This is a genomic window from Pseudomonas saudiphocaensis (assembly GCF_000756775.1).
GTDB lineage: Bacteria > Pseudomonadota > Gammaproteobacteria > Pseudomonadales > Pseudomonadaceae > Stutzerimonas > Stutzerimonas saudiphocaensis.
In genome coordinates, this window is the sequence record NZ_CCSF01000001.1 from 2,207,105 (window position 1) to 2,231,235 (window position 24,131).

At 62.2% G+C, this 24,131-nt stretch carries 20 protein-coding genes; 13 read left to right on the plus strand and 7 right to left on the minus strand.

The features are described 5' to 3' along the window. The first annotated feature begins 64 nt into the window (after positions 1-64). From mtgA to BN1079_RS10200, 3 genes are all read left to right on the plus strand, one after another. Positions 65-763: a monofunctional biosynthetic peptidoglycan transglycosylase gene (gene mtgA / locus BN1079_RS10190; RefSeq protein ID WP_037026770.1), complete on the plus strand. Its 699-nt coding sequence runs from the start codon at positions 65-67 to the stop codon at positions 761-763. A 165-nt stretch (positions 764-928) separates the two neighbouring features. Further along, on the plus strand, positions 929-2,851 hold the full coding sequence (gene dibA / locus BN1079_RS10195; protein ID WP_231850775.1) for a phosphodiesterase DibA: 1,923 nt from the start codon (positions 929-931) through the stop codon (positions 2,849-2,851). A gap of 75 nt (positions 2,852-2,926) precedes the next feature. Next, complete coding sequence (locus BN1079_RS10200) at positions 2,927-5,479, plus strand: hybrid sensor histidine kinase/response regulator (RefSeq protein WP_037024131.1); 2,553 nt, start codon at positions 2,927-2,929, stop codon at positions 5,477-5,479. A 175-nt stretch (positions 5,480-5,654) separates the two neighbouring features. On the opposite strand, the gene rpoH is transcribed toward BN1079_RS10200, so the two are convergent. The 4 genes from rpoH to ftsY form a co-directional block, all read right to left on the minus strand. Continuing rightward, a complete protein-coding gene (gene rpoH / locus BN1079_RS10205; protein ID WP_037024133.1) occupies positions 5,655-6,509 on the minus strand; it encodes an RNA polymerase sigma factor RpoH in 855 nt (284 codons plus the stop codon). A gap of 241 nt (positions 6,510-6,750) precedes the next feature. Next, positions 6,751-7,776, minus strand: a complete 1,026-nt coding sequence (ftsX, locus tag BN1079_RS10210) for a permease-like cell division protein FtsX (protein ID WP_037024135.1) — start codon at positions 7,774-7,776, stop codon at positions 6,751-6,753. Continuing rightward, positions 7,773-8,444, minus strand: a complete 672-nt coding sequence (ftsE, locus tag BN1079_RS10215) for a cell division ATP-binding protein FtsE (protein ID WP_037024137.1) — start codon at positions 8,442-8,444, stop codon at positions 7,773-7,775. Before ftsE ends, ftsX begins: the two co-directional genes overlap by 4 nt. Next, complete coding sequence (ftsY, locus tag BN1079_RS10220; protein WP_037024139.1) at positions 8,441-9,745, minus strand: signal recognition particle-docking protein FtsY; 1,305 nt, start codon at positions 9,743-9,745, stop codon at positions 8,441-8,443. Before ftsY ends, ftsE begins: the two co-directional genes overlap by 4 nt. Positions 9,746-10,085: 340 nt before the next feature. Between ftsY and BN1079_RS10225 the strand changes: the two genes are divergently transcribed. The 6 genes from BN1079_RS10225 to BN1079_RS10250 all read left to right on the plus strand — a co-directional run bounded on the left by BN1079_RS10225 (position 10,086) and on the right by BN1079_RS10250 (position 16,223). Beyond that, positions 10,086-11,441 (plus strand): M16 family metallopeptidase, encoded by a 1,356-nt coding sequence (locus BN1079_RS10225; protein WP_037024142.1) that lies wholly within the window; start codon positions 10,086-10,088, stop codon positions 11,439-11,441. Continuing rightward, a complete protein-coding gene (locus BN1079_RS10230; protein WP_037024143.1) occupies positions 11,434-12,966 on the plus strand; it encodes a M16 family metallopeptidase in 1,533 nt (510 codons plus the stop codon). Before BN1079_RS10225 ends, BN1079_RS10230 begins: the two co-directional genes overlap by 8 nt. Beyond that, positions 12,966-13,565 (plus strand): 16S rRNA (guanine(966)-N(2))-methyltransferase RsmD, encoded by a 600-nt coding sequence (gene rsmD / locus BN1079_RS10235; RefSeq protein ID WP_037024145.1) that lies wholly within the window; start codon positions 12,966-12,968, stop codon positions 13,563-13,565. Before BN1079_RS10230 ends, rsmD begins: the two co-directional genes overlap by 1 nt. Before the next feature lie 139 nt (positions 13,566-13,704). Then, the gene (locus BN1079_RS10240) at positions 13,705-15,135 is read left to right on the plus strand and encodes a coniferyl aldehyde dehydrogenase (protein ID WP_037024146.1); all 1,431 of its coding nucleotides are present in this window, start codon (positions 13,705-13,707) and stop codon (positions 15,133-15,135) included. 247 nt (positions 15,136-15,382) lie between these two features. Then, on the plus strand, positions 15,383-15,865 hold the full coding sequence (gene coaD, locus BN1079_RS10245; protein ID WP_037024147.1) for a pantetheine-phosphate adenylyltransferase: 483 nt from the start codon (positions 15,383-15,385) through the stop codon (positions 15,863-15,865). A gap of 103 nt (positions 15,866-15,968) precedes the next feature. After that, on the plus strand, positions 15,969-16,223 hold the full coding sequence (locus BN1079_RS10250; protein ID WP_037024148.1) for a YfhL family 4Fe-4S dicluster ferredoxin: 255 nt from the start codon (positions 15,969-15,971) through the stop codon (positions 16,221-16,223). A gap of 35 nt (positions 16,224-16,258) precedes the next feature. Here the strand turns inward: BN1079_RS10250 and BN1079_RS10255 are convergent, their stop codons facing one another. From BN1079_RS10255 to mutM, 3 genes are all read right to left on the minus strand, one after another. Next, entirely contained in the window at positions 16,259-18,100 is a 1,842-nt protein-coding gene (locus BN1079_RS10255) for a Na/Pi cotransporter family protein (RefSeq protein WP_037024149.1), read from the minus strand. A 98-nt stretch (positions 18,101-18,198) separates the two neighbouring features. Next, positions 18,199-18,540, minus strand: a complete 342-nt coding sequence (locus BN1079_RS10260; protein ID WP_037026772.1) for a hypothetical protein — start codon at positions 18,538-18,540, stop codon at positions 18,199-18,201. Between the two features lie 152 nt (positions 18,541-18,692). Further along, positions 18,693-19,505: a bifunctional DNA-formamidopyrimidine glycosylase/DNA-(apurinic or apyrimidinic site) lyase gene (gene mutM / locus BN1079_RS10265; RefSeq protein WP_037024150.1), complete on the minus strand. Its 813-nt coding sequence runs from the start codon at positions 19,503-19,505 to the stop codon at positions 18,693-18,695. Positions 19,506-19,671: 166 nt separating this feature from the next. On the opposite strand from mutM, the gene BN1079_RS10270 reads away from it, so the two are divergent. From BN1079_RS10270 to BN1079_RS10285, 4 genes are all read left to right on the plus strand, one after another. Next, the gene (locus tag BN1079_RS10270; RefSeq protein ID WP_037024151.1) at positions 19,672-20,211 is read left to right on the plus strand and encodes a type 1 glutamine amidotransferase domain-containing protein; all 540 of its coding nucleotides are present in this window, start codon (positions 19,672-19,674) and stop codon (positions 20,209-20,211) included. Positions 20,212-20,303: 92 nt separating this feature from the next. Next, positions 20,304-21,500: a class I SAM-dependent rRNA methyltransferase gene (locus tag BN1079_RS10275; RefSeq protein ID WP_037024152.1), complete on the plus strand. Its 1,197-nt coding sequence runs from the start codon at positions 20,304-20,306 to the stop codon at positions 21,498-21,500. 398 nt (positions 21,501-21,898) lie between these two features. Further along, positions 21,899-23,017, plus strand: a complete 1,119-nt coding sequence (locus tag BN1079_RS10280) for an ABC transporter ATP-binding protein (RefSeq protein ID WP_037024153.1) — start codon at positions 21,899-21,901, stop codon at positions 23,015-23,017. Between the two features lie 33 nt (positions 23,018-23,050). Next, entirely contained in the window at positions 23,051-24,124 is a 1,074-nt protein-coding gene (locus tag BN1079_RS10285) for an ABC transporter substrate-binding protein (protein WP_037024154.1), read from the plus strand. The last annotated feature ends 7 nt before the right edge of the window (positions 24,125-24,131 follow it).

The following is a 24,131-nucleotide window of genomic DNA, read 5'->3' on the forward strand; positions in this document are numbered from 1 at the left end:
GGGTTTCCGTTCAGGCATTCAAGCATCGCTATAATGCCCGCACGACCCATCCGTCACCATGCCCATGCTCCGAAGACTGCTGCTACGCCTCATCAAACTGCTGTTCTGGCTGGCTGCGCTTTCCGTGCTGCTGGTACTGCTGCTGCGCTGGGTACCGCCGCCGTTCACCGCATTGATGATCGAGCGCAAACTGGAGTCATGGCAGAGCGGTGAGCCCATCGATCTGCAACGCAGCTGGCGGCCGTGGAGCGAACTGCCGGACGATCTGAAGATGGCGGTAATCGCCGCCGAAGACCAGAAATTCGCCGAACACTGGGGATTCGACATTGCCGCCATCCGCGCCGCGCTGGCGCACAACGAGCGCGGCGGGTCACTGCGTGGAGCCAGCACCCTGAGCCAGCAGGTGGCCAAGAACCTGTTTCTCTGGTCCGGGCGAAGCTGGACCCGCAAGGGTCTGGAAGTCTGGTTCACCGGCTGGATCGAGCTGTTGTGGCCCAAGCAACGCATCCTCGAGGTCTACCTGAACAGCGTCGAATGGGGCAGCGGCGTCTTTGGTGCCGAGGCGGCGGCGCAGCATCACTTTGGTCGTGGTGCGCCCTACCTGTCGGCTCGCCAGGCCAGCCAACTGGCAGCGGTACTGCCCAACCCGCGCGCCTGGAGCGCAGGCCAACCCAGCGCCTATGTCAGCAATCGCGCGGCCTGGATACGCCAGCAGATGCGACAACTGGGCGGTAACGCTTACCTGAAGGGCGTGGGAGAATAGCTGTTCCCCCGAAATCCATACGTCGGTCGTCGATACGTATCTGACGACGAATTCGTCTAAACTGCCATCAAATAGGCATTACGCCTATTCGGTGCAGGCCGACTGCAGCAAGCCGCTCGCAACGCAAGAGCTGCCTTCTCTCCTAGTAGTACCTGGTGAAATGAAGTGACGATTGTCCGACTGCAACGGCTCTGCCTGTTCTATCTGATTCTGGCAGTACTCTGGGTAGTGCTTGGCGAACTGCTGGTGCGCTGGCTTTCCGACAACCACACGCCAGTATCCTTATTGCCGTTTAGCAAGGGGCTTCTGTTCGTAACGTTCAGCACCCTGCTGATGTATGTACTCGGCCGACGCCATATCGATCAGGTTGCGCGCCAGCAGCAGGCGCAGACAGTCAGCCAGACCCGCCTGCGTCAAGCCGAAGCCGTTTTCGATTGCACCCAGGAAGGCGTTCTGATCAGCGATGCGCAGCAGCGCATTCTGCATGTGAACCCCGCTTTCAGCCGCATTACCGGTTACAGCCTGGAGGAAGTGCTGGGCCAGACGCCCAAGCTGTTCGCTTCCGGCAAACATGACGCAGAATTTTACGGCCAGATGTGGCGGGACCTGCAAGCCAAGGGCAGGTGGAGCGGCGAAATCTGGAACCGTCGCAAAAGTGGCGAGGTTTACTCGCAGCTGCAGAACCTGCGCAGCATCAGCGACGAGAACGGCCAGGTCACTCACTACGTGGCAGTTTTCTCCGACCTGTCGGCGCTCAAGCGCTCACGCGAGGAGCTGGACTACCTGGCGCATTACGACCATCTGGTCGGCCTGCCCAATCGGCTGCTGTTCAGCGAGCGGGCCAAGCTCGACCTGGAACGAGCTCGGACGGACAAGCGCAGTGGTGCCCTGCTACTGATTGACCTCGACCACTTCAAGGACATCAACGAAAGCCTCGGCCACAGCTACGGCGACAGCCTGTTGATTGCCGTATCCAAGCGCCTGGGCGCGTTCCAGAACAATGGCATGACCGTGGCGCGCCTGGGAGGCGATGAGTTCGCCCTGCTTTGCGAAAGCCTCAATGCCGGCCAGGCAGCCGCTTTGGCGCTACGCCTGCTCGACAGTCTGGCGCAGCCGTTCCAGCTGGGTGCCAACGAGCTGTTCATCACCGCCAGCATCGGCATCGTGCTTTATCCCGACGACATAGAAGATGTCGAACAGCTGATGCGCAATGCCGACTCGGCGCTGTTCAAGGCCAAGGGCAGCGGGCGCTCGACCTATGCCTTCTATACCCAGGAGCTGACCTCCATGGCTCAGCAGCGGGTCGAGCTCTCCAGCGCCTTGCGCCAGGCGCTCGAACAGAACCAGCTGGAGCTGCACTACCAGTCAATTCATGATCTTTCTGATGAGCGCATCGTCGGCTTCGAGGCGCTGGTACGCTGGAGACACCCGGAACAGGGGCTGGTTTCGCCAGCGCGGTTCATCCCGATCGCGGAAGAAAACGGCCTGATCAGCGCCATCGACCTGTGGGTCCTCGCCCGGGCCTGCCGACAAATGAGCAGCTGGGTCGACAGCGGCCTGTCACTGCAATTTATCGCCGTGAACATTTCCAGCCGGCTGTTCAGCCATGGCGAGCTGGACATGCTCGTCTCGCAAATCCTCGCCGAAAGCGGCCTGGAGCCCAGATATCTGGAACTGGAAGTTACCGAAAGCGCCGTCATGCAGGACCCCGACGCGGCCATGGACCAACTTGCCCGCCTGCGCGCGCTCGGCGTGCGCCTGGCGATCGACGACTTCGGCACCGGGCACTCCTCGCTGTTGCGACTCAAGCGAATGAATGTTCACAAATTGAAGATCGACCAGGGCTTCGTCAGAGGACTGCCGGGCAGCCGTGAAGATGCCGCGATAACCCGTTCGGTCATTGCTTTGGCGCATAACCTTGACCTGCGAGTCGTCGCCGAAGGCATCGAAACGCCGGAACAAGCCGAGTTCCTGCGTGATCATGGCTGTGACTACGGGCAAGGCTACGGCTTTGCCCGTCCGCAGGCGCCCGCCAAGATCAACTGGCAGGCAACCCTGAACCGCGCCCCCCAGTCCAACGATGCATAATGAGGACACCGACGCAGCCCTGGAGCATTCTGTGCCTTTCCTACCTTCGCCCGACGAGCGCATGGCAGCGATAGCATGAGCAACGCCGCAACTCTCCCCGGCAGCCCTAGCGAGCGACTAAGACAACTGCTCAACTGGCGCAACAGCGTGGCCTGGCTGGTTCTGGTGTTCACCCTGCTCGTGCAGCTGGTCATCCTGCAGCACCTGCGCAGCCATGAAGCTCGCACAGCGGCGACCCAGTTCGAATTTGCGGTGGAGAAAACCACCGAAGCCATCAATAAAAGGCTGATCGAGCACGAGCAGATTCTTTTTGGCGCCGCTGGGCTATTCGAAACCAGCGGCCTGGTGTCACGCGAGCAGTGGCACCAGTACAACAAGCGCCTGCAACTGATCGAGCGCTACCCTGGCATTCAGGGGGTTGGCTTTGCCCAGGCCGTACTGCCACAGCAGCGCGATGATCACGTCCGGGCGGTGCGCGAGGAAGGTTTCGCCGACTACGATATCCATCCTGCGGGGGCCCGCCCCCTCTATATCCCCATCGTTTATCTGGAACCCTTCACCGACCGTAACCTGGCTGCATTCGGCTACGACATGTTTTCCGAGCCGGTGCGCCACCACGCCATGGCGACGGCGGCACAAACCGGTCAGACACGCCTGACCGGCAAGGTCACGCTGCGCCAGGAAACCCACGGTGAAGTACAGGCCGGTCTGCTGATGTACGTACCGGTGTATCGCCAGAGCGCTCCACTCCACTCCGCCGAACAACGCATGGAGGCACTGCTCGGCTTCGTCTACAGCCCCTATCGCGTGGGCGACCTGATGCGTGGAATCCTCGGCGCCGCCGATCCGGCCCTTAGCCTGCGCATCTATGCCGGCCCCAATGAGGACAGCGATGCGCTGATCTTCTCCAGCCGCAGCCAGCCGCGCGATGCAGCCCCACTCTACGGACAGACCCTGCGTATGCAGCTGTATGGGCAGACCTGGACACTGCGACTGGAAAGCCTGCCGGAATTCGAGGCCTTCTTTCACGGCAACGATGCGCTGGTGATCGGCCTTGGTCTGGGCCTCAGCCTGCTGCTGTTCTTTCTGATCTCCTCGCTGTCACTGCGCCGCAGCCGCGCCGAGGCGCTGGCGCAACAGATGACCGAACATATCCGCGAGAACAAGCGCGCCCTGCAATTGAGCGAAGAGCGCCTAAGCCTGGCGTTCAAGGGCAGCAACGACGGCTTCTGGGACCTCAACCTGGAGGCCCAGACCCTCTACGCGTCGCCGCGCGCCTGGCACATGCTGGGCTACCAACCCGGCGAGCTTTCCTCCGATCTGAAGCTCTGGGAGCGCGTCCTGGCGGCTGACGATCTGCAGCAAGCCAAGGCTCAGCTGGCGCAGACCATGCTATCGGCAGTCGACCACTTCACCACCGAGCTGCGCTTTCAACACAAGAGCGGCAAGCTCGTCCCCATGCTGGTGCGCGGCTACATCCAGCGCGACCGCAACGGCCAGGCACTGCGCATCAGCGGCACCAGCATGGATCTGACCGAGCACAAGCGCATCGAGCAGATGAAAGATGAGTTCGTCTCCACCGTGAGCCACGAGCTGCGTACGCCGCTGACCTCCATCAGCGGCGCACTGGGGCTGATCACCGGCGGTGTCATGGGGACCATTCCAGCTGCCATGCAGCAGATGCTGGAAATTGCTCATCGCAACAGCTTGCGCCTGGGTCATCTGATCAACGACCTGCTCGACATGGAGAAGATCGCCGCCGGCAAGATGGCCTTCGACATGCGCGAGCACTCGCTCAGACGTCTACTGGAAGAAGCTCTGAGCAGCAACCAGGCCCTTGCCGTACATCTGGGCGTCAACTGCACGCTACGCACGCCGCCTGAGGCGCACGTCTGGGTTGACGCATTGCGTCTGCAGCAGGTGCTGAGCAATTTCATCTCCAACGCCATCAAGTACACGCCTGAAGGCGGTGAAGTGACGCTGCACTGCGAGCTGGTCGGTGATCATGTGCGCATCAACGTCAGCGATCAGGGCCCCGGTATACCGCTGGACTTTCAGAGCCGGGTCTTCGAGAAGTTCGCCCAGGCCGATGCTTCGGACAGCCGCCAGAAGGGCGGAAGTGGCCTGGGCCTGGCGATTTCAAAGGAATTCATCGAGCGCATGGGCGGTCGGGTCGGCTTTGAAAGCCGTGCGGGCCAGGGCACAACCTTCTGGTGTGAACTACCGCTCCTTGAGCCACAGAGCGCACCCCTGACCGAGTCCGACGCGCTGCGCCTGCTGGTGGTCGAGGATGAACCCGATACCGGCAGGCTGCTGCTGTTGATGCTGCGCGACGCCGGTTATGAAGTGGAACGCGTGCAGAGCCTGCATGCCGCCCGCGAAAAACTCGCCAGCAAGCGCTACCAGGCCATGACCCTCGATATGCACCTGCCGGATGGCAGCGGCCGCGAGCTGATCGACGAAATACGTAGCAATGCCGCTACAAGGGATATGCCGATCATCGTGGTATCCGCCGCCAGCCGCTTCGAGTCACGCGAACAGGATGCCGGCATCACCTGGTTGCACAAACCCATCAATGCGGCGCAACTGCTGATCGCCCTTACCGATGCCCTGGCTGGCCGTCGGTAGCCTCCTGGACGATCCGCCGCCCGTTGGACGAGCCCTGCATATTCAAAATCGCGCCTCTCTACGGAAAGCACGAGGTATGGCAGTTGGGGCAAAGCTTTAAAGGTGTCCGCTCACCATGGCGCATAAAAAAGGCGCTGCGGGATAATCCGGCAGCGCCTCTTTTACATCGATGAGATCAAGCCTCGATAGAACCCTTGAGCTTGTTCATCGCATTCTTTTCCAGCTGACGAATACGTTCGGCGGAAACGCCATATTTGGCCGCCAGGTCGTGCAGAGTGACCTTTTCCTCGCTCAGCCAACGCTGTTGCAGGATATCGCGACTGCGCTCATCCAGCGTTTCCATGGCCGCATGCAGGCTGGAATTGGAACTGTCGCTCCAATCGGCATCCTCGAGCTGACGCGCCGGATCGTAGCGATGGTCCTCAAGATAATGCGCAGGCGACTGATAGGCGCTGTCGTCATCGGCATCGGCCGAGGGGTCGAACGCCATGTCGTGGCCGGTCAGCCGGCTTTCCATCTCGCGCACTTCCCGCGCTTCGACGCCGAGGCTGTCGGCCACTCGCTCGACTTCCTCGTTGTTCAACCAGGCCAGACGCTTCTTCTGGCTGCGCAGGTTGAAGAACAGCTTGCGTTGCGCCTTGGTGGTGGCGACTTTGACGATGCGCCAGTTGCGCAGGATGAATTCGTGAATCTCGGCCTTGATCCAGTGCACCGCAAAGGACACCAGGCGCACACCCATCTCCGGGTTGAAGCGCTTGACTGCCTTCATCAAGCCCACGTTGCCTTCCTGGATAAGGTCGGCCTGAGCCAGGCCATAGCCCGAGTAGCTGCGCGCAATATGTACAACGAATCGCAGGTGGGCTAGAACCATCTGGCGAGCGGCTTCGAGGTCCTGTTGATAGAACAGGCGCCCGGCCAGATCGCGTTCCTGCTCGACCGTCAGCAGCGGAATGCTGTTGACCGTTTGCACATAGGCCTCGAGATTGGCTCCCGGAACCAGCGCTTGAACAGGTTGCAGAGTATTGGTCATGCAGTTCCTCCGATAGTGAAGCTGCAGAAGTGTAACATTGCCCGATAGGACTGCAATGCCTGTGAAAAGTTCAGTAATAGCCCGCTAAATCTCTTTTATTACAACCACTTAGAGGGCGTTTTCAAAATGGCAAGGGGCGAGCAGGCAAGCTGAAGCCGGCCGAAAACGGAATGTTCAGCTGCGCATCAGGGAGGCTGGCTTCAACGCAGCAGCTGGGGCGCAGCAACTGTAAAAGCCGTCTTCAGCGCGGAGCCAGTTCGTTCAAATGCCGCGCCACCGCCAACCAGGCACCGATATAGCCCAGCAGCAACGCTCCGAGAACCAGCGACAGAGCATCGTCGGTGGGCACTCCGGCCAGCCCGAAATCGCTGCCATAAAGCCCAGCCAGATCGATCACCGCCTCATTCAGCCAACCCAGCCCGTACGCCAGCAGCAACCAGGCGATCAACCCGGCGCCCAGGCCATAAAGCGCGCCCATATAGAGGAACGGGCGACGCACGTAGCCATCGGTGCCGCCCACCAGCTTGACCACCTCGATCTCGGTGCGGCGGTTCTCGATATGCAATCGGATGGTATTGCCGATCACCAGCAGCAGCGTGGCAACCAGCAGCAGCGTCAGGCCGAAGACGAAGCGATCACCCAGCTTGAGGATCGCCGCCAGCCGCTCGACCCAGAGCAGGTCCAGCTGCGCCTGTTCAACGCCAGGCAGCTCGGCCAGCTGCTGGCGCAGCGCTTCGAGCTTGCTCTTGTCGATCTCATTGGGAGTGACTACCACAACGCCGGGCAGCGGGTTCTCCGGTAGCTCACGCAATGCCTCGCCCAGTCCCGAGAGCTGCTGGAACTCCTCCAGCGCCTGTTCGCGGCTGATCCATTCGGCATCAGCCACATCCGGCATGGCCAAGACCTGCTCGCGCAGTGCCTCACCAGTCCTGGTATCGGTCTCCAGCCGCATGTAGAGGGATATCTGCGCGGCACGCTGCCACGAGCCACCGAGACGCTCGACGTTATCCAGCAGCAGCGCCAGCCCCATGGGCAAGCTCAGCGCGACGGCCATTACCAGGCAGGTAAAAAAGCTGCCGATCGGCTGCTTGACCAGGCGCCCGACGCTGTCGACCAGGCTCGCACGGTGACTTTCCAGCCAGGCATGGAACAGGGTCTTGAAATCCGGCTCATCGGGGCTGTGCTGCGGCGCCTTCTTAACCGTGCCGCCCACGCGTTCGGCCGTGCTCGGATTGGATTTTGCCGTCGGCTTGCGTTCGTCGCTCATCGCGCCGCCTCCCCATCGCCGATCAGGCGACCGCGTTGCAGGGTAAGCATGCGGTGACGCATGCGGGCGATCAGGGCCAGGTCGTGACTGGCGATCAGCACCGTGGTACCGAGGCGGTTGATATCCTCGAACACACCCATGATTTCCGCCGCCAGACGCGGGTCCAGGTTACCTGTGGGTTCGTCCGCCAGCAGCAGTGCCGGCCGGTGCACCACGGCGCGTGCGATACCGACGCGCTGCTGCTGACCAGTGGAAAGATCCGAGGGATATTGCAGCGCCTTGTCCTTGAGGCTGACGCGCTCCAGTGCGGTCATCACCCGCTGGCCGATCTCGCGCTTGTTCAGCCCGAGAATCTGCAGCGGCAAGGCGGCATTGTCGAATACGGTGCGATCGAACAGCAGCTGGTGGTTCTGGAACACCACGCCGATCTGCCGCCGTAGAAAGGGAATCTGCGCATTGCTGATACGCGACAGATCCTGCCCGGCTAGCAGCAGCTTGCCGCTGGTGGGCCGCTCCATCGCCAACAGCAGACGCAGCAGGGTGCTCTTGCCGGCGCCGGAATGGCCGGTGACGAACAGGAATTCGCCGCGCTGCACCTGGAACGAGAGTTCGTGCAGCCCGACGTGGCCATTGGGATAACGCTTGCCAACCTGTTCGAAACGAATCATGAGGGAGGATTACCTGCGCTCGTTCCTTTTTCCGCGAACAGCGCACTGACGAAGGCATCCGCCTCGAAGGTGCGCAGATCATCGATGCCCTCGCCCACGCCGATGTAGCGAATTGGTGTGCCGAACTGTTTGGCCAGGGCAAAGATCACCCCGCCCTTGGCAGTACCATCGAGCTTGGTCAGCACCAGCCCGGTGAGTTCGACCGCCTGGTTGAACTGCTTGGTCTGATTGATGGCGTTCTGGCCGGTGCCGGCGTCCAGCACCAGCAGCACTTCGTGGGGCGCCGTCTCGTCCAGCTTGCCCATGACCCGACGGACCTTCTTCAGCTCCTCCATCAGGTTGTCCTTGGTATGCAGGCGGCCGGCGGTATCGGCGATCAGCACGTCGATACCACGCGCCTTGGCGGCCTGCACCGCATCGAAGATCACCGAGGCAGAATCGGCACCGGTGTGCTGGGCGATCACGGCGATATTGTTGCGCTCACCCCAGACCTGCAGCTGCTCCACCGCAGCGGCGCGGAAGGTATCGCCGGCAGCCAGCATCACCTTCTTGCCTTCCAGCTGCAGCTTCTTGGCCAGTTTGCCGATGGTGGTGGTCTTGCCGACGCCATTGACGCCAACCACGAGGATCACGAAGGGCGCTTTTCCGGAATCGACTTGCAACGGCTGCTCGACCGGCTTGAGCAGGCTGGCCAGCTCTTCCTGCAGCGCCTTATACAACGCACCACTGTCGGCCAGTTCCTTGCGTGAAACTCGGCGGGAGAGGTTCTGCATGATTGCCGTAGTCGCCTCGACGCCCACGTCGGCAGTCAGCAGACGGGTTTCCAGCTCGTCCAGCAGGTCGTCATCGATGACCTTTTTGCCCAGGAACAGGCTGGCCATGCCTTCGCCGATACTGGCGCTGGTCTTGGAAAGGCCTTGCTTGAGGCGGGCAAAGAAGCCCAGCTTGGCGGGTGCTGCTTCTACGGCCGCGGAAACGGGAGCAGGCTCCGGCTCGGCGACAACTTCCGCCGGCACCGCGGCTAGCCGCTCAGGCTCGGACTCGACAGGCACGAAATCTGCGGTGACTTCCGCTTCAGGCTCAGGCTGCTGTGAGGCTTGTGCGGCGACTGGCTCGTTCTCTGCCAGCAGTTCCTGCGCCTGCTCATCGGGCTTATCAGCGAACGGCTGGCTGTCTTCCAGCGGCTCGGATGGTGGTGGTTCGGCTGCCGGGGCTTGCGGCTTCTTGCGCAACCAGCCGAACAAGCCTTTCTTCTCGCCAGCTTCAGCTGGCGCCTTCTTATCGTCGTTGGAACCAAACATGGAGAAGATTTTCTCAAGAGGGCGAAACGCCAGCAGCCACGCCACTGGCCAGACGGGGGCTATCCTAGCACCGCGCAACCGACTGCGTTAAGTGTGGTCAGTGACTGGCGTATCAGGGCACGGGCGGTCCTGTTCGGCCAGGTAAAGGCGGAATAAATTCGGCCCAGTGCCCGTTATGTCACGACGGAGCGCGTACATCGAGGGTTGTGTGCCGCAAAATCTTGATGCTGATCGATTCATACGCCACTTTGCCCTGGCCACGACGCCCAGTACCATGCCCCGCGTGCTCCCCGCCGGCCGGCCATTGCCGGCGGGTTCATTCCTGTAAGAGTTCACCATCATGTTTCCGATGCTACGCCGCGCAGCCGTTCTGTTATTTGCCTCTTTTTATCTGCCGCTGATCAACGCAGCCGAGGCCCAGCCCACCCACGAATTCTTTCTGGACAATGGCCTCAAGGTCATCGTCCGCGAGGATCACCGCGCTCCCGTGGTGGTGTCCCAGCTTTGGTACAAGGTCGGTTCCAGCTACGAAACGCCCGGCCAAACCGGCCTTTCCCATGCGCTGGAACACATGATGTTCAAAGGCAGCCGCTCGCTCGGTGCCGGCGAAGCCTCCCGTATCCTGCGCGAGCTTGGCGCCGAGGAAAACGCCTTCACCAGCGACGACTACACCGCTTATTACCAGGTATTGGCCCGTGATCGCCTGGCGGTAGCCTTCGAACTGGAAGCCGATCGCCTGGCCGGCCTCAAACTGCCCGCAGACGAATTTGCTCGCGAGATCGAGGTGATCAAGGAGGAGCGCCGCCTGCGCACCGACGACAGACCCAGCTCCCTGGCCTATGAGCGTTTCAAGGCCATGGCCTACCCCGCCAGCGGCTACCACACCCCGACCATCGGCTGGATGGACGATCTGAACCGCATGACCATCGAAGATCTGCGCGCCTGGTACGAGGCCTGGTATGCCCCCAACAACGCCACTCTGGTAGTGGTCGGCGATGTCACGGTCGACGAAGTGCGCACACTGGCCGAGCGCTATTTCGGCCCGATCGAAAAGCGCCCGGTCCCGAGCGCCAAGCGTCCGTTGGAGCTGGCCGAGCCTGGAGAGCGGCGCCTGACCCTGCATCTCAAAACCCAGGTACCAAGCCTGATGATGGGCTTCAATACGGCCAGCCTGGCCACTGAGCCCGAGAACCCACGACAGATCCACGCGTTACGCCTGATCACCGCCCTCCTCGATGGTGGCTCCAGCGCACGGCTGTCACGGCAGCTGGAGCGCGGCGAGGAACTGGTGAGCAGTGCCGCCGCCTGGTACAACGCCCACGCCCGCGGTGACAGCCTGTTCGTTCTCAGCGCCTCGCCCAATACGCAGAAGGGCCACACCCTCGAAGAGGTCGAGGCCGCCCTCTGGACACAACTGGAACAGCTCAAACAAACACCGCCTTCGCCCGAGGAACTTGAGCGCGTCCGCGCACAGGTCATCGCCGCTTTGGTCTACGAGCGCGACTCCATCACCGAGCAGGCCACCACCATTGGCATGCTGGAAACGGTTGGCCTGTCCTGGCGCCTGATGGACGAGGACCTCGCCGCACTGGAAGCGGTAACGCCGGAAGATATCCAGCAGGCGGCCCGTACCTATTTCACCCGCTCGCGCCTGAGCGTCGCCCATGTTCTGCCCGAGGAGTCCGGTGATGAGTGATCGCACCTTTATGCGCAGCGGCCTGATCGGCCTGTTTCTGCTCGGCACCTTCGGCCTGACTGCCTGTGACAGCGAAACCGGAGACACGGTCGCCGTCATCCCACCGGCGCACAACGTGGCAACACCGGTCGAGTCCGGCCAGGCCATCGCCCGCGAAGACCAGAAGCAGCCGCGCCTTGAATCCCTCGACGCGCTGGACGACCAACCGTTGCCACGCCGCCAGCTGGACATTCAGAGCTGGCAGACCGAAGGCGGCGCCCGTGTGCTGTTCGTTGAGGCCCGCGAACTGCCGATGTTCGACCTGCGCCTGACCTTCGCCGCCGGCAGCAGCCAGGACGGCGACACACCAGGGCTGGCGATGCTGACCAACGCCATGCTCGACGAAGGCATCGAGGGCAAGGACGTGACCGCCATTGCCGAAGGTTTCGAGAACCTGGGGGCTGAATTCGGCAACGGCTCCTACCGCGACATGGCCATCGCCAGCCTGCGCAGCCTCAGCGCTGCCGACAAGCGCGAGCCGGCGCTACAGCTGTTCAGCCAGGTGGTCGGCCAGCCGAGTTTCCCCGAGGATTCGCTGCAGCGCATCAAGAACCAGCTCCTCACCGGCTTCGAGTTCCAGAAGCAGAACCCCGGCAAGCTGGCCAGCCTGGAGCTGTTCAAGCAGCTGTACCAGGAGCACCCCTATGCGCACCCCAGCGAAGGCACGCCCGCCTCGATACCCGGCATCGATGCGGCGCACGTGCGTGACTTCCACGCCAGGGCCTACGCGGCCGGCAATGTGGTAATCGCCCTGGTTGGCGACCTGAGCCGCAGCGAAGCCGAAATGATTGCCGAGCAGGTGTCCGCCGCCCTGCCGCAAGGCACTGCCCTGCCGCCACCCGACGAGCCAAGCAGGACTTCAGCGACCCACGAACACATCGACTACCCGTCCAACCAGACCCACCTGCTGCTGGCGCAGCTCGGCATTCCCCGGGGCCACCCTGACTATGCCGCGCTCTACCTTGGCAACCAGATCCTCGGCGGCGGCGGTTTCGGCACGCGGCTGATGGAAGAGGTACGGGAGAAGCGCGGACTGACCTATGGCGTCTATTCCGGTTTCAGCCCTATGCAGACCAATGGTCCGTTCATGATCAACCTGCAGACCCGAGCCGATATGGCCGAAGGCACCCTTGAGCTGGTGCAGCAACTGGTGGGCGAGTTCCTCGATAAAGGCCCGACCGAGGCCGAGCTGGAACGCGCCAAGCGCCAGACCGCCGGCAGCTTCCCGCTGTCCACCGCGAGCAACGCCGATATCGTCGGTCAACTAGGCAGCATCGGCTTCTACAATCTTCCGCTGAGCTATCTGGAAGACTTTATGCAACAGGTCCAGGCACTGTCGGTCGAAGACGTCAGGGCAGCGATGAACCGGCACCTCGATGCCGACGGTTTCGTCATCGTCACCGCCGGCCCCGAGGTCGAACAGAAGCCGCTGCCGCCGCCCAGCGACAAGCACCTCGAACAACCCAGCAGCGTTCCGGAGCACTGATGGCCAACCCACCCATACGCCCTTCCGCTCATGGCGGACAAGGCCAGCTACGCATCATCGGTGGTGACTGGCGCAGCCGGCGCCTTAGCTTCCCCGACGCCGAGGGCTTGCGCCCGACACCAGACCGGGTGCGCGAAACCCTGTTCAACTGGCTGGCGCCCTATATCAGCGGCGCACGTGTTCTGGATGCTTTCACCGGTAGCGGCGCGCTCTATCTGGAGGCTTTGTCCCGAGGCGCCGGCATGGCGCTGGCGCTGGACGTGAACGCCAACGCCATCGCCAGCCTGCGCAAGCATCTGGATACGCTCAAATCCGGCCAGGGCCAACTACTGCAGAGCGACGCCCTGCGCTATCTGGAAACCCAGACACCGACGCCTTTCGATGTGGTCTTCCTCGACCCACCGTTCAACAAGAACCTGCTGCTGCCAGCCTGCGAGCTGCTGGAGAGTAAGGGCTGGCTGGCCAACCACGCCTGGGTCTACACCGAAAGCGAGGCCGTGCCCTCGAGCCTAGGCCTGCCCGCCAACTGGCGCCTGCACCGCGAGAAAAAGGCCGGCAGCGTGCACTATGCGTTGTGGGAGCGCAGCGCCGCGCAGTAACAGACATCAGCCTTGAGTGCGCTGCGCCGGGGAATCACAGGGCTATTCGGTCAGACCCTGCGCTGGGTACGGCTTTGGCCTTGGCAGCGGCATCGGCAAACGCGAACAATGCAGGTCATGCCTTTACCGGAACCCTGCCATGTCCATCGCTGACGCCCTGCTGACCCCGCTCGATCCGGAACTTGAGCGCCTGCCAGCACTGCTCGAACAGCAGCGCTGCTCCTTCCAGGCAAATCCCTATCCGACCGCCGCCGAGCGCATCCAGTGGCTCGACGCCCTGCATCATCTGCTCACCAGTAATCAGCAGGGCATAGCGGAGGCCATCAGCAGTGATTTCGGCAATCGATCGGCGGATGAAACCCTGCTGGCGGAACTCATGCCCAGCCTGCATGGCATCCGATATGCCAAGCGTCGTCTACACAAGTGGATGAAGCCGTCGCGGCGCAGTGTCGGGCTGGCCTTTCAGCCGGCAAGTGCACGCGTGGTTTACCAGCCGTTGGGAGTTATAGGCGTAATCGTGCCTTGGAACTACCCGCTCTATCTGGCCATCGGTCCACTGATCGGCGCTCTGGCGGCCGGCAACCGGGTGATGCTGAAGATGAGCGAATCCACTCCTGCCACCGGCCAGCTGCTGAAGGGGCTGCTGAGGCAGATATTCCCCGAGGAGCAGGTGGCGGTGGTGCTCGGCGAGGCGGACGTGGGCATCGCCTTTTCGCGTTTGCCCTTCGATCACCTTCTTTTTACCGGTAGCACTAGTATTGGTCGCCAGGTGATGCGTGCAGCCGCGGACAACCTCACGCCAGTGACCCTGGAGTTGGGCGGCAAGTCGCCGGCCATTGTCTCGGCGAGCGTGCCGCTGGCAGACGCCGCCGAGCGCATCGCCTTCGGCAAGACCCTGAATGCCGGTCAGACCTGTGTTGCTCCAGATTACGTGCTGGTGCCCAAGGCCCGGGTGGAGGGTTTCATCGACGCCTATCGCGCGGCGGTCCGCCGCTTCTATCCGCAGCTGGCCGACAACCCGGACTACACCAGCATCATCAACCCGCGCCAGCACGCCCGCCTGCAGGATTATCTGGATGATGCCCAGGCCAAGGGTGCGCGCCTGCTGCCGCTGTTCGAGCAGGGCCAGGCGCGACGTATGCCGCACCACTTGCTGCTGAATGTGAGCGACGAGATGCGGGTGATGCAGGATGAGATCTTCGGCCCACTGCTGCCGGTAGTGCCGTACGAGGGCATCGAGCAGGCGCTCGCCTACGTCAACGCACGGCCTAGGCCTCTGGCCCTCTACTACTTTGGCTACGACAAGACCGAGCAGCAGTCGGTGCTCGAACGCACCCATTCGGGCGGTGTCTGCCTCAACGACACTCTGCTCCACGTCGCCCAGGACGACTTGCCCTTCGGCGGCGTCGGCCCGTCAGGCATGGGCCACTATCACGGCCACGAAGGGTTTCTGGCGTTCAGCAAGGCCAAGGGCGTGTTTATCAAGCAACGCTTCAACGCAGCGCGCATGATCTACCCGCCCTACGGCAAGGCGCTGCAGAGGCTGGTTTACAAACTGTTCGTGCGCTGAGATCGACAAGAAGTGGCGGATCGCGCGATTTTCGTCTCCGGCATGGCGGTGACGGCACACAGCGCCCGCTGGACGATGATCTTGGAGGCGCCCAACAGTCTTACTCAGCATGGCTGATCTGCCTTGGCCCACGCTTCCCGGTCAACTGGCCGAGCGGATGAAATGAGCACAGCATGCTTTGATACTTTACGCTGCCGACACCGAGCCGCTACCATCCACCACCCTATGCATGCGCCAGGACGTCGCGATGAATCGAGTGCTGTATCCGGGAACCTTCGATCCCATCACCATGGGTCATACCGACCTGATCGAACGCGCTTCGCGCCTGTTCGACGAAGTGATCATCGCGATTGCTGCCAGCCCGCACAAGAATCCTCTGCTTCCGCTTGAACAGCGTGTCGCACTGGCCAAGGAAGTCACCGCACACCTGCCCAACGTCAAGGTGCTGGGTTTCTCCACGCTGCTCGCGCATTTCGTCGCCGAACAAAAGGCCAATGTGCTTCTGCGTGGGCTGCGTGCCGTCTCGGACTTCGAATATGAATTCCAGCTGGCCAACATGAACCGTCAGCTGGCGCCGGACGTGGAAAGCCTCTTCCTCACCCCGTCGGAGAAATTTTCCTATATTTCCTCGACCCTGGTGCGCGAGATCGCCCGTCTTGATGGCGATGTCTCCAAGTTCGTTCATCCTTCGGTAGTGAAGGCGCTGGCGGACCGCTACGCGGGCAACTGAACCGCCGCTCCCGACAACCGCACGTGCGCCGCGCGCGCCAATGCGGCAAAATTGGCGTGCCGTTTCAGTGTGAAGCGGCCTGCATTGCCGCTGGAGTTTACCGATGTCCCTGATAATCACCGATGACTGCATCAACTGTGACGTGTGCGAGCCCGAGTGCCCGAACAGCGCCATTTCTCAGGGCGAGGAAATCTACGTCATCGACCCGAACCTGTGTACCGAGTGCGTCGGCCACTACGACGAGCCCCAGTGCCAGCAGGTGTGCCCGGTGGACTGCATCCCGCTCGACGTCAACAACGTCGAGAGCAAGGACGAACTGATGCAGAAGTACCTGATCATCACCGGCAAGGCCGGATAGCGTTCCATAGGCGCCGACCATGGCGCCTGCCCTAATCAAATACCCAGAAGTAGCGGCTCCTCCAGGTCGTCTTCATTGCGAAGCAGACGCGCCAGCTCCTCGCTCTCACCTAACAGCAGTGCATTGCGCAGGCTCTGGAAGATGCGGCTGGCGTAGCCCAGATCGTTCATCAGCGAGCTGGTCTGGAGGCCGTCCAGCTGCTTGCTACGCACTGCCATAAACAAGCGCTTGCGAAATTCGCCATCGAAGTCGGCCCCATTCTGATCCAGCCATTGCATACGCTCGCGCCACAGGGTTTCAGGCAACTCGGCCCGGTGCAGTGCGCGTAGTTCACGCAGCGTTTCCAGCAAATGGCGGCGCAGTTCGACATAGCTCGTGCGCGCCACCGACTCCTCCTGACGCAGATAGTGACGCAGATTCTTCTGCAGGTGCTTGGCGTCCTTGACGGCGTCCACCAACTGCAGCGAAACGACCTGGCAACTCATCCAGAAGGCCTGGTGCGCCTCATCCTGGGGAAGATGCATGCGCCCCATAAAACTCAGCAGATCGCTGTACACGCCCTTGATATGGCGCCGGTAGAGCACATCGGCATCCAGCGCATGGGCATCGGGTGCAGCGTTCAATAAATGCTCATCAATCGGCCCTTCCAGCTGCTCCACCGGCAGATACAGGGCATGGCAAATCACCTCCATGCTCAGACGCCCCATATGGCGCAGCTCGCGGGTCACCGCGCTGGCAGCCGCATCAACCGAATCCAGTGCCTGCTCTTCAAGGTAACGGGCACGGGTCGGCAACGGCTCAGGCTGTTGTTCGGACACAGCCAGCTCGGTAATCAGCACTTCAGGCTCTTCGATATCTGGCAGCCAGCGCTGCAGCAAGGTCACCAGACGCGCCTGCCAGAACCAGAACAGCGCCACCCCGAGTGCGTTGAACAGGGTATGGAACAGCGCCAGCTGAAGCAGACTGTTGTCGCCCAATCCAACCAGCCCGCTTGCCCAGAGCACCAGCCAGCCGAGCGGCTGCAGCAGAATAAAAGCCGCCACCGCAGTGCCGAGGTTGAACAGCACATGCACCAGCGCCAGACGTTGACCGCTGCGGTTGCCACCCAGCGCACCCATGATTCCAGTGGTCACGGCGCTGCCGATATTGGCACCGATGGCGACGGCCAGGCTTTGCGCCAGATCCACCTGACCACTGGCCAGCGCAGCCAGCGTCAGCATCAAGGTGGCGTGACTGGACTGCAGAACCATGGTCAGCAGGGTTCCTACGGCGACGAACAGCAACTGCCCGGCCAGACCATCTGCCTGATAGGCAGTCAGATCCATGCCGGCGCCAAACGCGCTGAAGCCTTCTTTGATGCCGTCGATGCCCAGAAATATAAAGGCGATACCCAGGACAATGCGCCCTGCGGCCTTGCTCTTCGGCCCGTTGAAACCGGCCAGCACGCCGAACACCAGCAATGGCAGAGCCAGTGGGCTGAGACTGATGTTCTGCCCGGCCAACGCCAGCAGCCAGATACCGAAGCTGGCGCCAAGGTTGGCACCGAACAGAATTGCAATGCCGCCCGCCAGCTGGATGAGCCCGGTACTGATAAAGGCAATGGTCAGCAATGAAACCAGGGTGGTGGATTGCAGCAGCATGGTGCCGCCGATTCCAAACAGCAGCGCCTTGCCCGAAGTCGAGGTGCTGCGCCCCAGCAGCTCTTCCAGCTTGCCGCCGGCCAGCTCCCGCAGCCCCTCTTCCAGACACTGCATACCGAATAGGAACAGCGCCAGACCGGCGCAAAGCTGCAGCCAGCCCTCGCTGGACCAGAATGACCAGGACAGGATTAAGAACCCGAATACGGGCAATGAAAGTTTAAGAAGTCGACTTAACACGTTTCCGGCTTCGCTCGCAGGATAAAGGCGACGAAGCCTACGCCAAGCCTGGAAGGGCCGGAAGTCCCTGCACTTCCGGCTTTGGTATGGCTCGCCGATCAGTCCTGGCGGTTGTAACCGACGCGGGTGCAGCCAAGGCAACGGGCGAAGGCAGCGGCTCCTGGCTCGACCACCAGGGCATGACCGGTTTCCTTGATGCCACCACCCATGGCGGTGAACGGCAGGCTGACGACAAACAGGCCGGCACCGATAACCGTTGCGCCGATCAACAGAGGCCGAGCGATCAGCAGATCACCCACGATGGAGAAGGCCTTTGGCGCCTCGACGGTGTACATCGGATCACCGCTGACATTCTGATGCGCCGACTGGGCATGCGCTGGCATCGTCAGCAGGCCAGTGGTAAGGGCCAGGACAACGGCAGTGGAGCGAAACAGTTTCATGATGTGATCCTTCATCTGGGCGCAACAGGGCGGTTTATTTTCGTGCTGGTCACTATAGCAGCGGCCAGTGCCTGCCGATCGTGAACGCCGTCAACCCCTGTAGTGTTGATGCAGGTCGCATTAACGGTCTGAGTCCAAGCCGTTCGCCAAGCTTAACGCTGGCATCGGATGCAATGGACACTGGCACGCTGGCCCAGGCGGGTTTCACGCAGGGTCGAACCACAGTTTTTACAGAACTCACCGCCGCGACCGTAGACGAACAACTCCTGCTGGAAGTAGCCCGGTTTGCCATCCCCACCGACGAAGTCGCGCAACGTAGTGCCGCCGCGCTCGATGGCACAGGCCAGGATGCGCCTGATCTCTTCGGCCAGTTTCAGATAGCGCGCCCGCGATACCGTGCCGACGGCGCGACGCGGGTCGATCCCAGCGGCGAACAGCGCCTCGCTGGCGTAGATATTGCCCACTCCCACCACGACCGCGTTATCCATGATGAAGGGTTTGACCGCCATGCTGCGCCCGCGCGACATGCGGAACAGCCGGTCGCCGTCAAATTCGTCGCCAAGCGGCTCCGGCCCCAGGCTCGCCAGCAGCGTGTGGCTCAGCGGGTCATTACTCCAGAGCAACGCACCGAAACGCCGCGGATCGGTGTAGCGCAGCGCCATGCCAGACTCCAGCACGATATCCACATGCTCGTGCTTGCCGTGCGGCAGCTCTGCATCCACCAATCGCAGACTGCCGGACATGCCCAGATGGGCAATCAGCGTCCCCGCCTCGGCCTTGATCAAAAGGTACTTGGCGCGCCGCTCCACCGCTTCGATTCGCTGGCCGGACAGCCGCACGTCGAGATCCTCCGGGATCGGCCAGCGCAAGCGGCGCTCGCGCACGATCACGCGGGTAACGCGCTGCCCAACGAGATACGGCTCGATGCCGCGACGGGTGGTTTCGACTTCTGGAAGCTCAGGCATGACGGAGAGGCAGTAAAAAAATTTGGCGAATCCTAGCATGGGCGTACGCATCGGGACCTCGCATGCGGGTCTGCTACCGGCTGTAGAGAGAGGCGAACTTTCCCGACGGCGCGCGGCCCACCTTCAGACGGCCCGCATTCCGCGGCCCAACCAACGGAGGCACGCTATGACCCAAGCGCTGACAGGCAAACGTGTGGCGATCCTACTGACCGATGGCTTCGAGCAGGTGGAGATGACCGGCCCCAAAGAGGCTCTGGAAAAAGCCGGTGCCAAGGTCGAACTGATTTCGGCGGAGTCAGGCACCGTAAAAGGCTGGAACCACACCACGCCAGCTGATGAATTCCCGGTCGACCACACTTTCGACAGTATCCAGATGGACGACTACGACGCCCTGCTGCTACCCGGTGGCGTCGTCAACTCCGACACCATCCGCACCGATGAAATGGCGCAGGAACTGGTGCGCGACGCGGCACGCGCGAACAAGACCATCGCAGTGATCTGCCACGGCGGCTGGCTGCTGATATCGGCCGACCTGGTCAAGGGCAAGCGCATGACCAGCTGGCCCTCGCTGATCGACGACCTGAAGAACGCCGGCGCCGAATGGGTCGATGAGCAGGTGGTGGTCGATGGCCATCTGATCAGCAGCCGCAAACCCGATGACATTCCGGCGTTCAACGAGGCCGTGATCAAGGCCCTCTCGACCTGAACAACGCGACGAGCCCGGACGCGCCTCAGCCGTTTGAGGCTTGCGGCCCGGCGCTCCTATACAATGGCCGCCCCCTGATCCGGAGCGCCCTCATGACCCTGCCCAGCCTGCGCCTTAAAGCCAACGCCGATCGCCGCCTGCGCGCCGGTCATTTGTGGGTTTACAGCAATGAAGTGGACACCGCCGCCACGCCGCTGAACGCCTTCGCCGCGGGCGATCAGGCCACCCTGGAAGCTGCCGGCGGCAAGCCCCTGGGCATCGTCGGGATCTCGCCAAACAACCTGATCTGCGCACGCCTGCTGTCACGCGACATCAGGTACAGCCTGGACAAGTCATTGCTGGTTCATCGCATCCAGGTCGCCCTTAGCCTGCGTGAGCGCCTCTTCGACCAGCCGTGCTATCGCCTGATCTACGCGGACGCCGATCTGCTACCCGGCCTGATCGTAGACCGCTTCCACGACCACCTGGTGGTACAGATCGCGTCGGCAACCATGGAGCGCAGCAAGGACGCCATCCTCGAAGCCCTGGTACAGGTGCTCAAGCCACGCGGCGTGCTGTGGAAGAACGACTCCGCTGCCCGTGATGCCGACGGCCTGGAACGCTACGTGGACACCGCCTTCGGTGTGGTACCGGAATGGCTCGACCTGGAAGAGAACGGCGTAAAGTTTCAGACCCCGGTGGTACAGGGCCAGAAGAGCGGCTGGCTCTACGATCACCGTTTGAACCGCGCGCGGCTGGCGCCCTACGTCAAGGGCAAGCGGGTGCTTGATCTGTTCTGCAACGTCGGCGGCTGGGGCGTCCAGGCCGCAGCGTTCGGCGCCAGCGAAGTGTTCTGCGTCGATGGTTCTGCGTTCGCCCTCGATGCCGTCGAACGCAATGCCGCCCTCAACGGCGTGGCGGAAAAGATCACCTGTGTCGAAGGCGACATCTTCGAAGCCTTGAAGGAATTGAAGAACGCCGAGGAACGCTTCGATGTGGTCATCACCGACCCGCCTGCATTCGTCAAGCGCAAGAAGGATCTGAAGAACGGTGAGGCCGCCTACCGCCGGCTCAACGAACAGGCCATGCGCCTGCTCGGCAAGGACGGCATTCTGGTCAGCGCCAGCTGCTCGATGCACCTGCCCGAAGACAATCTGCAAAATATCCTGCTCGGCAGTGCACGCCATCTGGACCGCAACATCCAGCTGCTGGAGCGCGGCGGCCAGGGTCCGGATCATCCGGTGCATCCGGCGATCCCGGAAACCCGCTACATCAAAAGCCTGATCTGCCGATTGTTGCCCAACGCCTGATTGCTCTGTCCGCAGAGAGCTGTCAGGCGGGATGATGCTCTGTAACGGTGGATAAGCTTCGCGTTATCCACCCTACGCAGACAAATGCAGGGGAAACGGCGCAACGCCTTTTCCCGTTGCCCCGCCATCCCCCTTCTGCACTGCCCAGGGTTCGGGCAGTCGCACCCACAAGGTGCATTTCCCTTATCTCTTGGTTGCCGAAACCGCCATTTCGCCGGCCGACTCGCGCAATGCGCAGCCTGGTCTAGGCTTGAAAACGTGACGTGACGCGGGCTCGCCCGGCTCCCTGGCGTGCTTATTGCCTGCCCGTCGAATCACGACCACAACAACCATGAACGGCTGCTTGGCACCTGACGCGCCTCGAATACGAGGCTGCTGCGCCGAGATAGGGAAGGGTAATGGACGATCAAGCCGGGGACCGACCGTTCCTGCAGTTTCGTAACGTGAAGAAGACCTACGATCACAAGACGCTGGTGGTCGAGGACTTCAATCTGAACGTGGCCAAGGGCGAGTTCATCACCCTGCTCGGCCCATCCGGTTCGGGCAAGACCACCTGCCTGATGATGCTCGCCGGCTTCGAGGACGTGACCAGCGGCGAGATCCTTATCAACGGCCGGCCAATCACCAGCATCGCGCCCTACCGCCGCAACATCGGCATGGTCTTTCAGCAATACGCGCTGTTCCCGCACATGACCATTCGCGAAAACCTTGCCTACCCGCTGAAGATCCGCAAGCAGACGCGTGAGCACATCGAGCAGCGCGTCGACCAGTACCTGGCGCTGATCGAGCTGCAACAGTTCGGCGGGCGCTATCCGGCGCAACTCTCGGGTGGCCAGCGCCAGCGCGTGGCCCTGGCCCGTGCGCTGATCTTCGCGCCCGACATCGTGCTGATGGACGAGCCGCTCGGTGCGCTGGACAAGAAACTGCGCGAGCAGATGCAGTTCGAGATCAAGCGGCTGCACGACCAGCTCGGTTTCACGGTGATCTACGTCACCCACGACCAGACCGAAGCCCTGACCATGTCCGATCGCATCGCCGTATTCAACCAGGGCGTGGTGCAGCAGTGCGCACCGCCCGACGTGCTCTATGAACGGCCGGCCAACCTCTTCGTCGCCGATTTCATCGGAGAGAGCAACAAGCTGCGCGGCACCATCGAGGCGGTCGCAGCCGACCGCGTCCAGGTGCGCCTCAACGACGGCGGCCTGGTCAGCACGCTGAAGGCCAACTGCGTGACTCCGGGCCAGCCCACCACGGTTTCGATCCGCCCGGAAAAGCTCACCTTCACCGAGCGCCTCGGCGATGCCGGCAACCGGGTTCGCGCACGTTTCGTCACCAGCCACTACGTCGGCGAATATATTCGCTACCACTTCGAGACGGCCAACGGCAGCGAGCTGGTGGTGAAGAACATGAACGACAGTTCGGCGCCGCCCCTGGCAACCGGCGACGAGATCGACCTGGCCTGGCTTCCTCAGGACAGCCAGGCCCTGGACGGACAGGAGTCCCCCAAACCGCAGTAAACAGACCCATGCAACAGGCAACGGAGCACACAGATGGCTAGATCATTGACTACCAGCGTTTCCGCATTCGCCCTGAGCGCCGCGCTGGCGGCGGCATCCATGACCACCCACGCCCAGGAATCGCTGACCGTCGTGTCCTGGGGCGGATCCTATGGCGCTGCGCAGCAGAAGCACGTCATCGACCCGTTCCAGAAGGACACAGGCGTGCGCGTGCTGTTCGAAGACTATTCCGGCGGCGTCGCCGAGATGAAGGCGCAGGTGGAGTCCGGCAATATCCAGTGGGATGTGGTCGACTTCGAGGTGATCGACCTCGAGCGCGCCTGTTCCGAAGGTCTGCTTGAAGAAGTGCCGCGCGACATTCTCCCCGCCGGGGTCGACGGCACGCCAGCCGAAGAGGATTTCATTCCCGAGGCGCTGGCCAGCGAGTGCGCGGTGGGCAACATCGTCTGGTCGGTGGTGTTCGCCTATAACGAGCGCACCATCGGCGACACCAAGGCGGCCTCGCTCACCGACTTCTTCGACACCAGCAAGATTCCCGGCAAGCGCGCCCTGCGCAAGCGCCCGCAGGTGAACATGGAGTGGGCGCTGATGGCCGATGGCGTGGCGCCTGAAGATGTCTACGAGGTGCTGGCCACCCCGGAAGGCCAGCAGCAGGCCTTCGACAAGCTCGACACCCTGAAGAAGGACATCATCTGGTTCGAGTCCTGGTCACAGGCACCGCAACTGCTCAACGACGGCGGCGCGGTGCTGGTGCAGTCGGCCAACGGCCGCTTCTACGACGCCATTCGCCAGGAGAACAAGCCCTTCGTCATCGTCTGGGACGGCCACGTCTACGACCTTGATGCCTGGGCCGTGCTCAAGGGCACGCCGAAAAAGGAGCTGGCCTTCAAGTTCATCGCTTACGCCACCCAATCCAAGCCGTTGGCCGGCATGCCGGACGTCGCCTATGGCCCGACGCGCAAGTCGTCCTTGCCGCTGGCAGATCAGACCGCCGCGCCGCACCTGCCGACCGCGCACCTGGACAAGGGCATCCAGGCCGGTTCGGAGTTCTGGGCCGACTATGGTGAAGCCCTCGGCGAACGCTTCAACGAGTGGCTGTTGAAATGATCGCCCT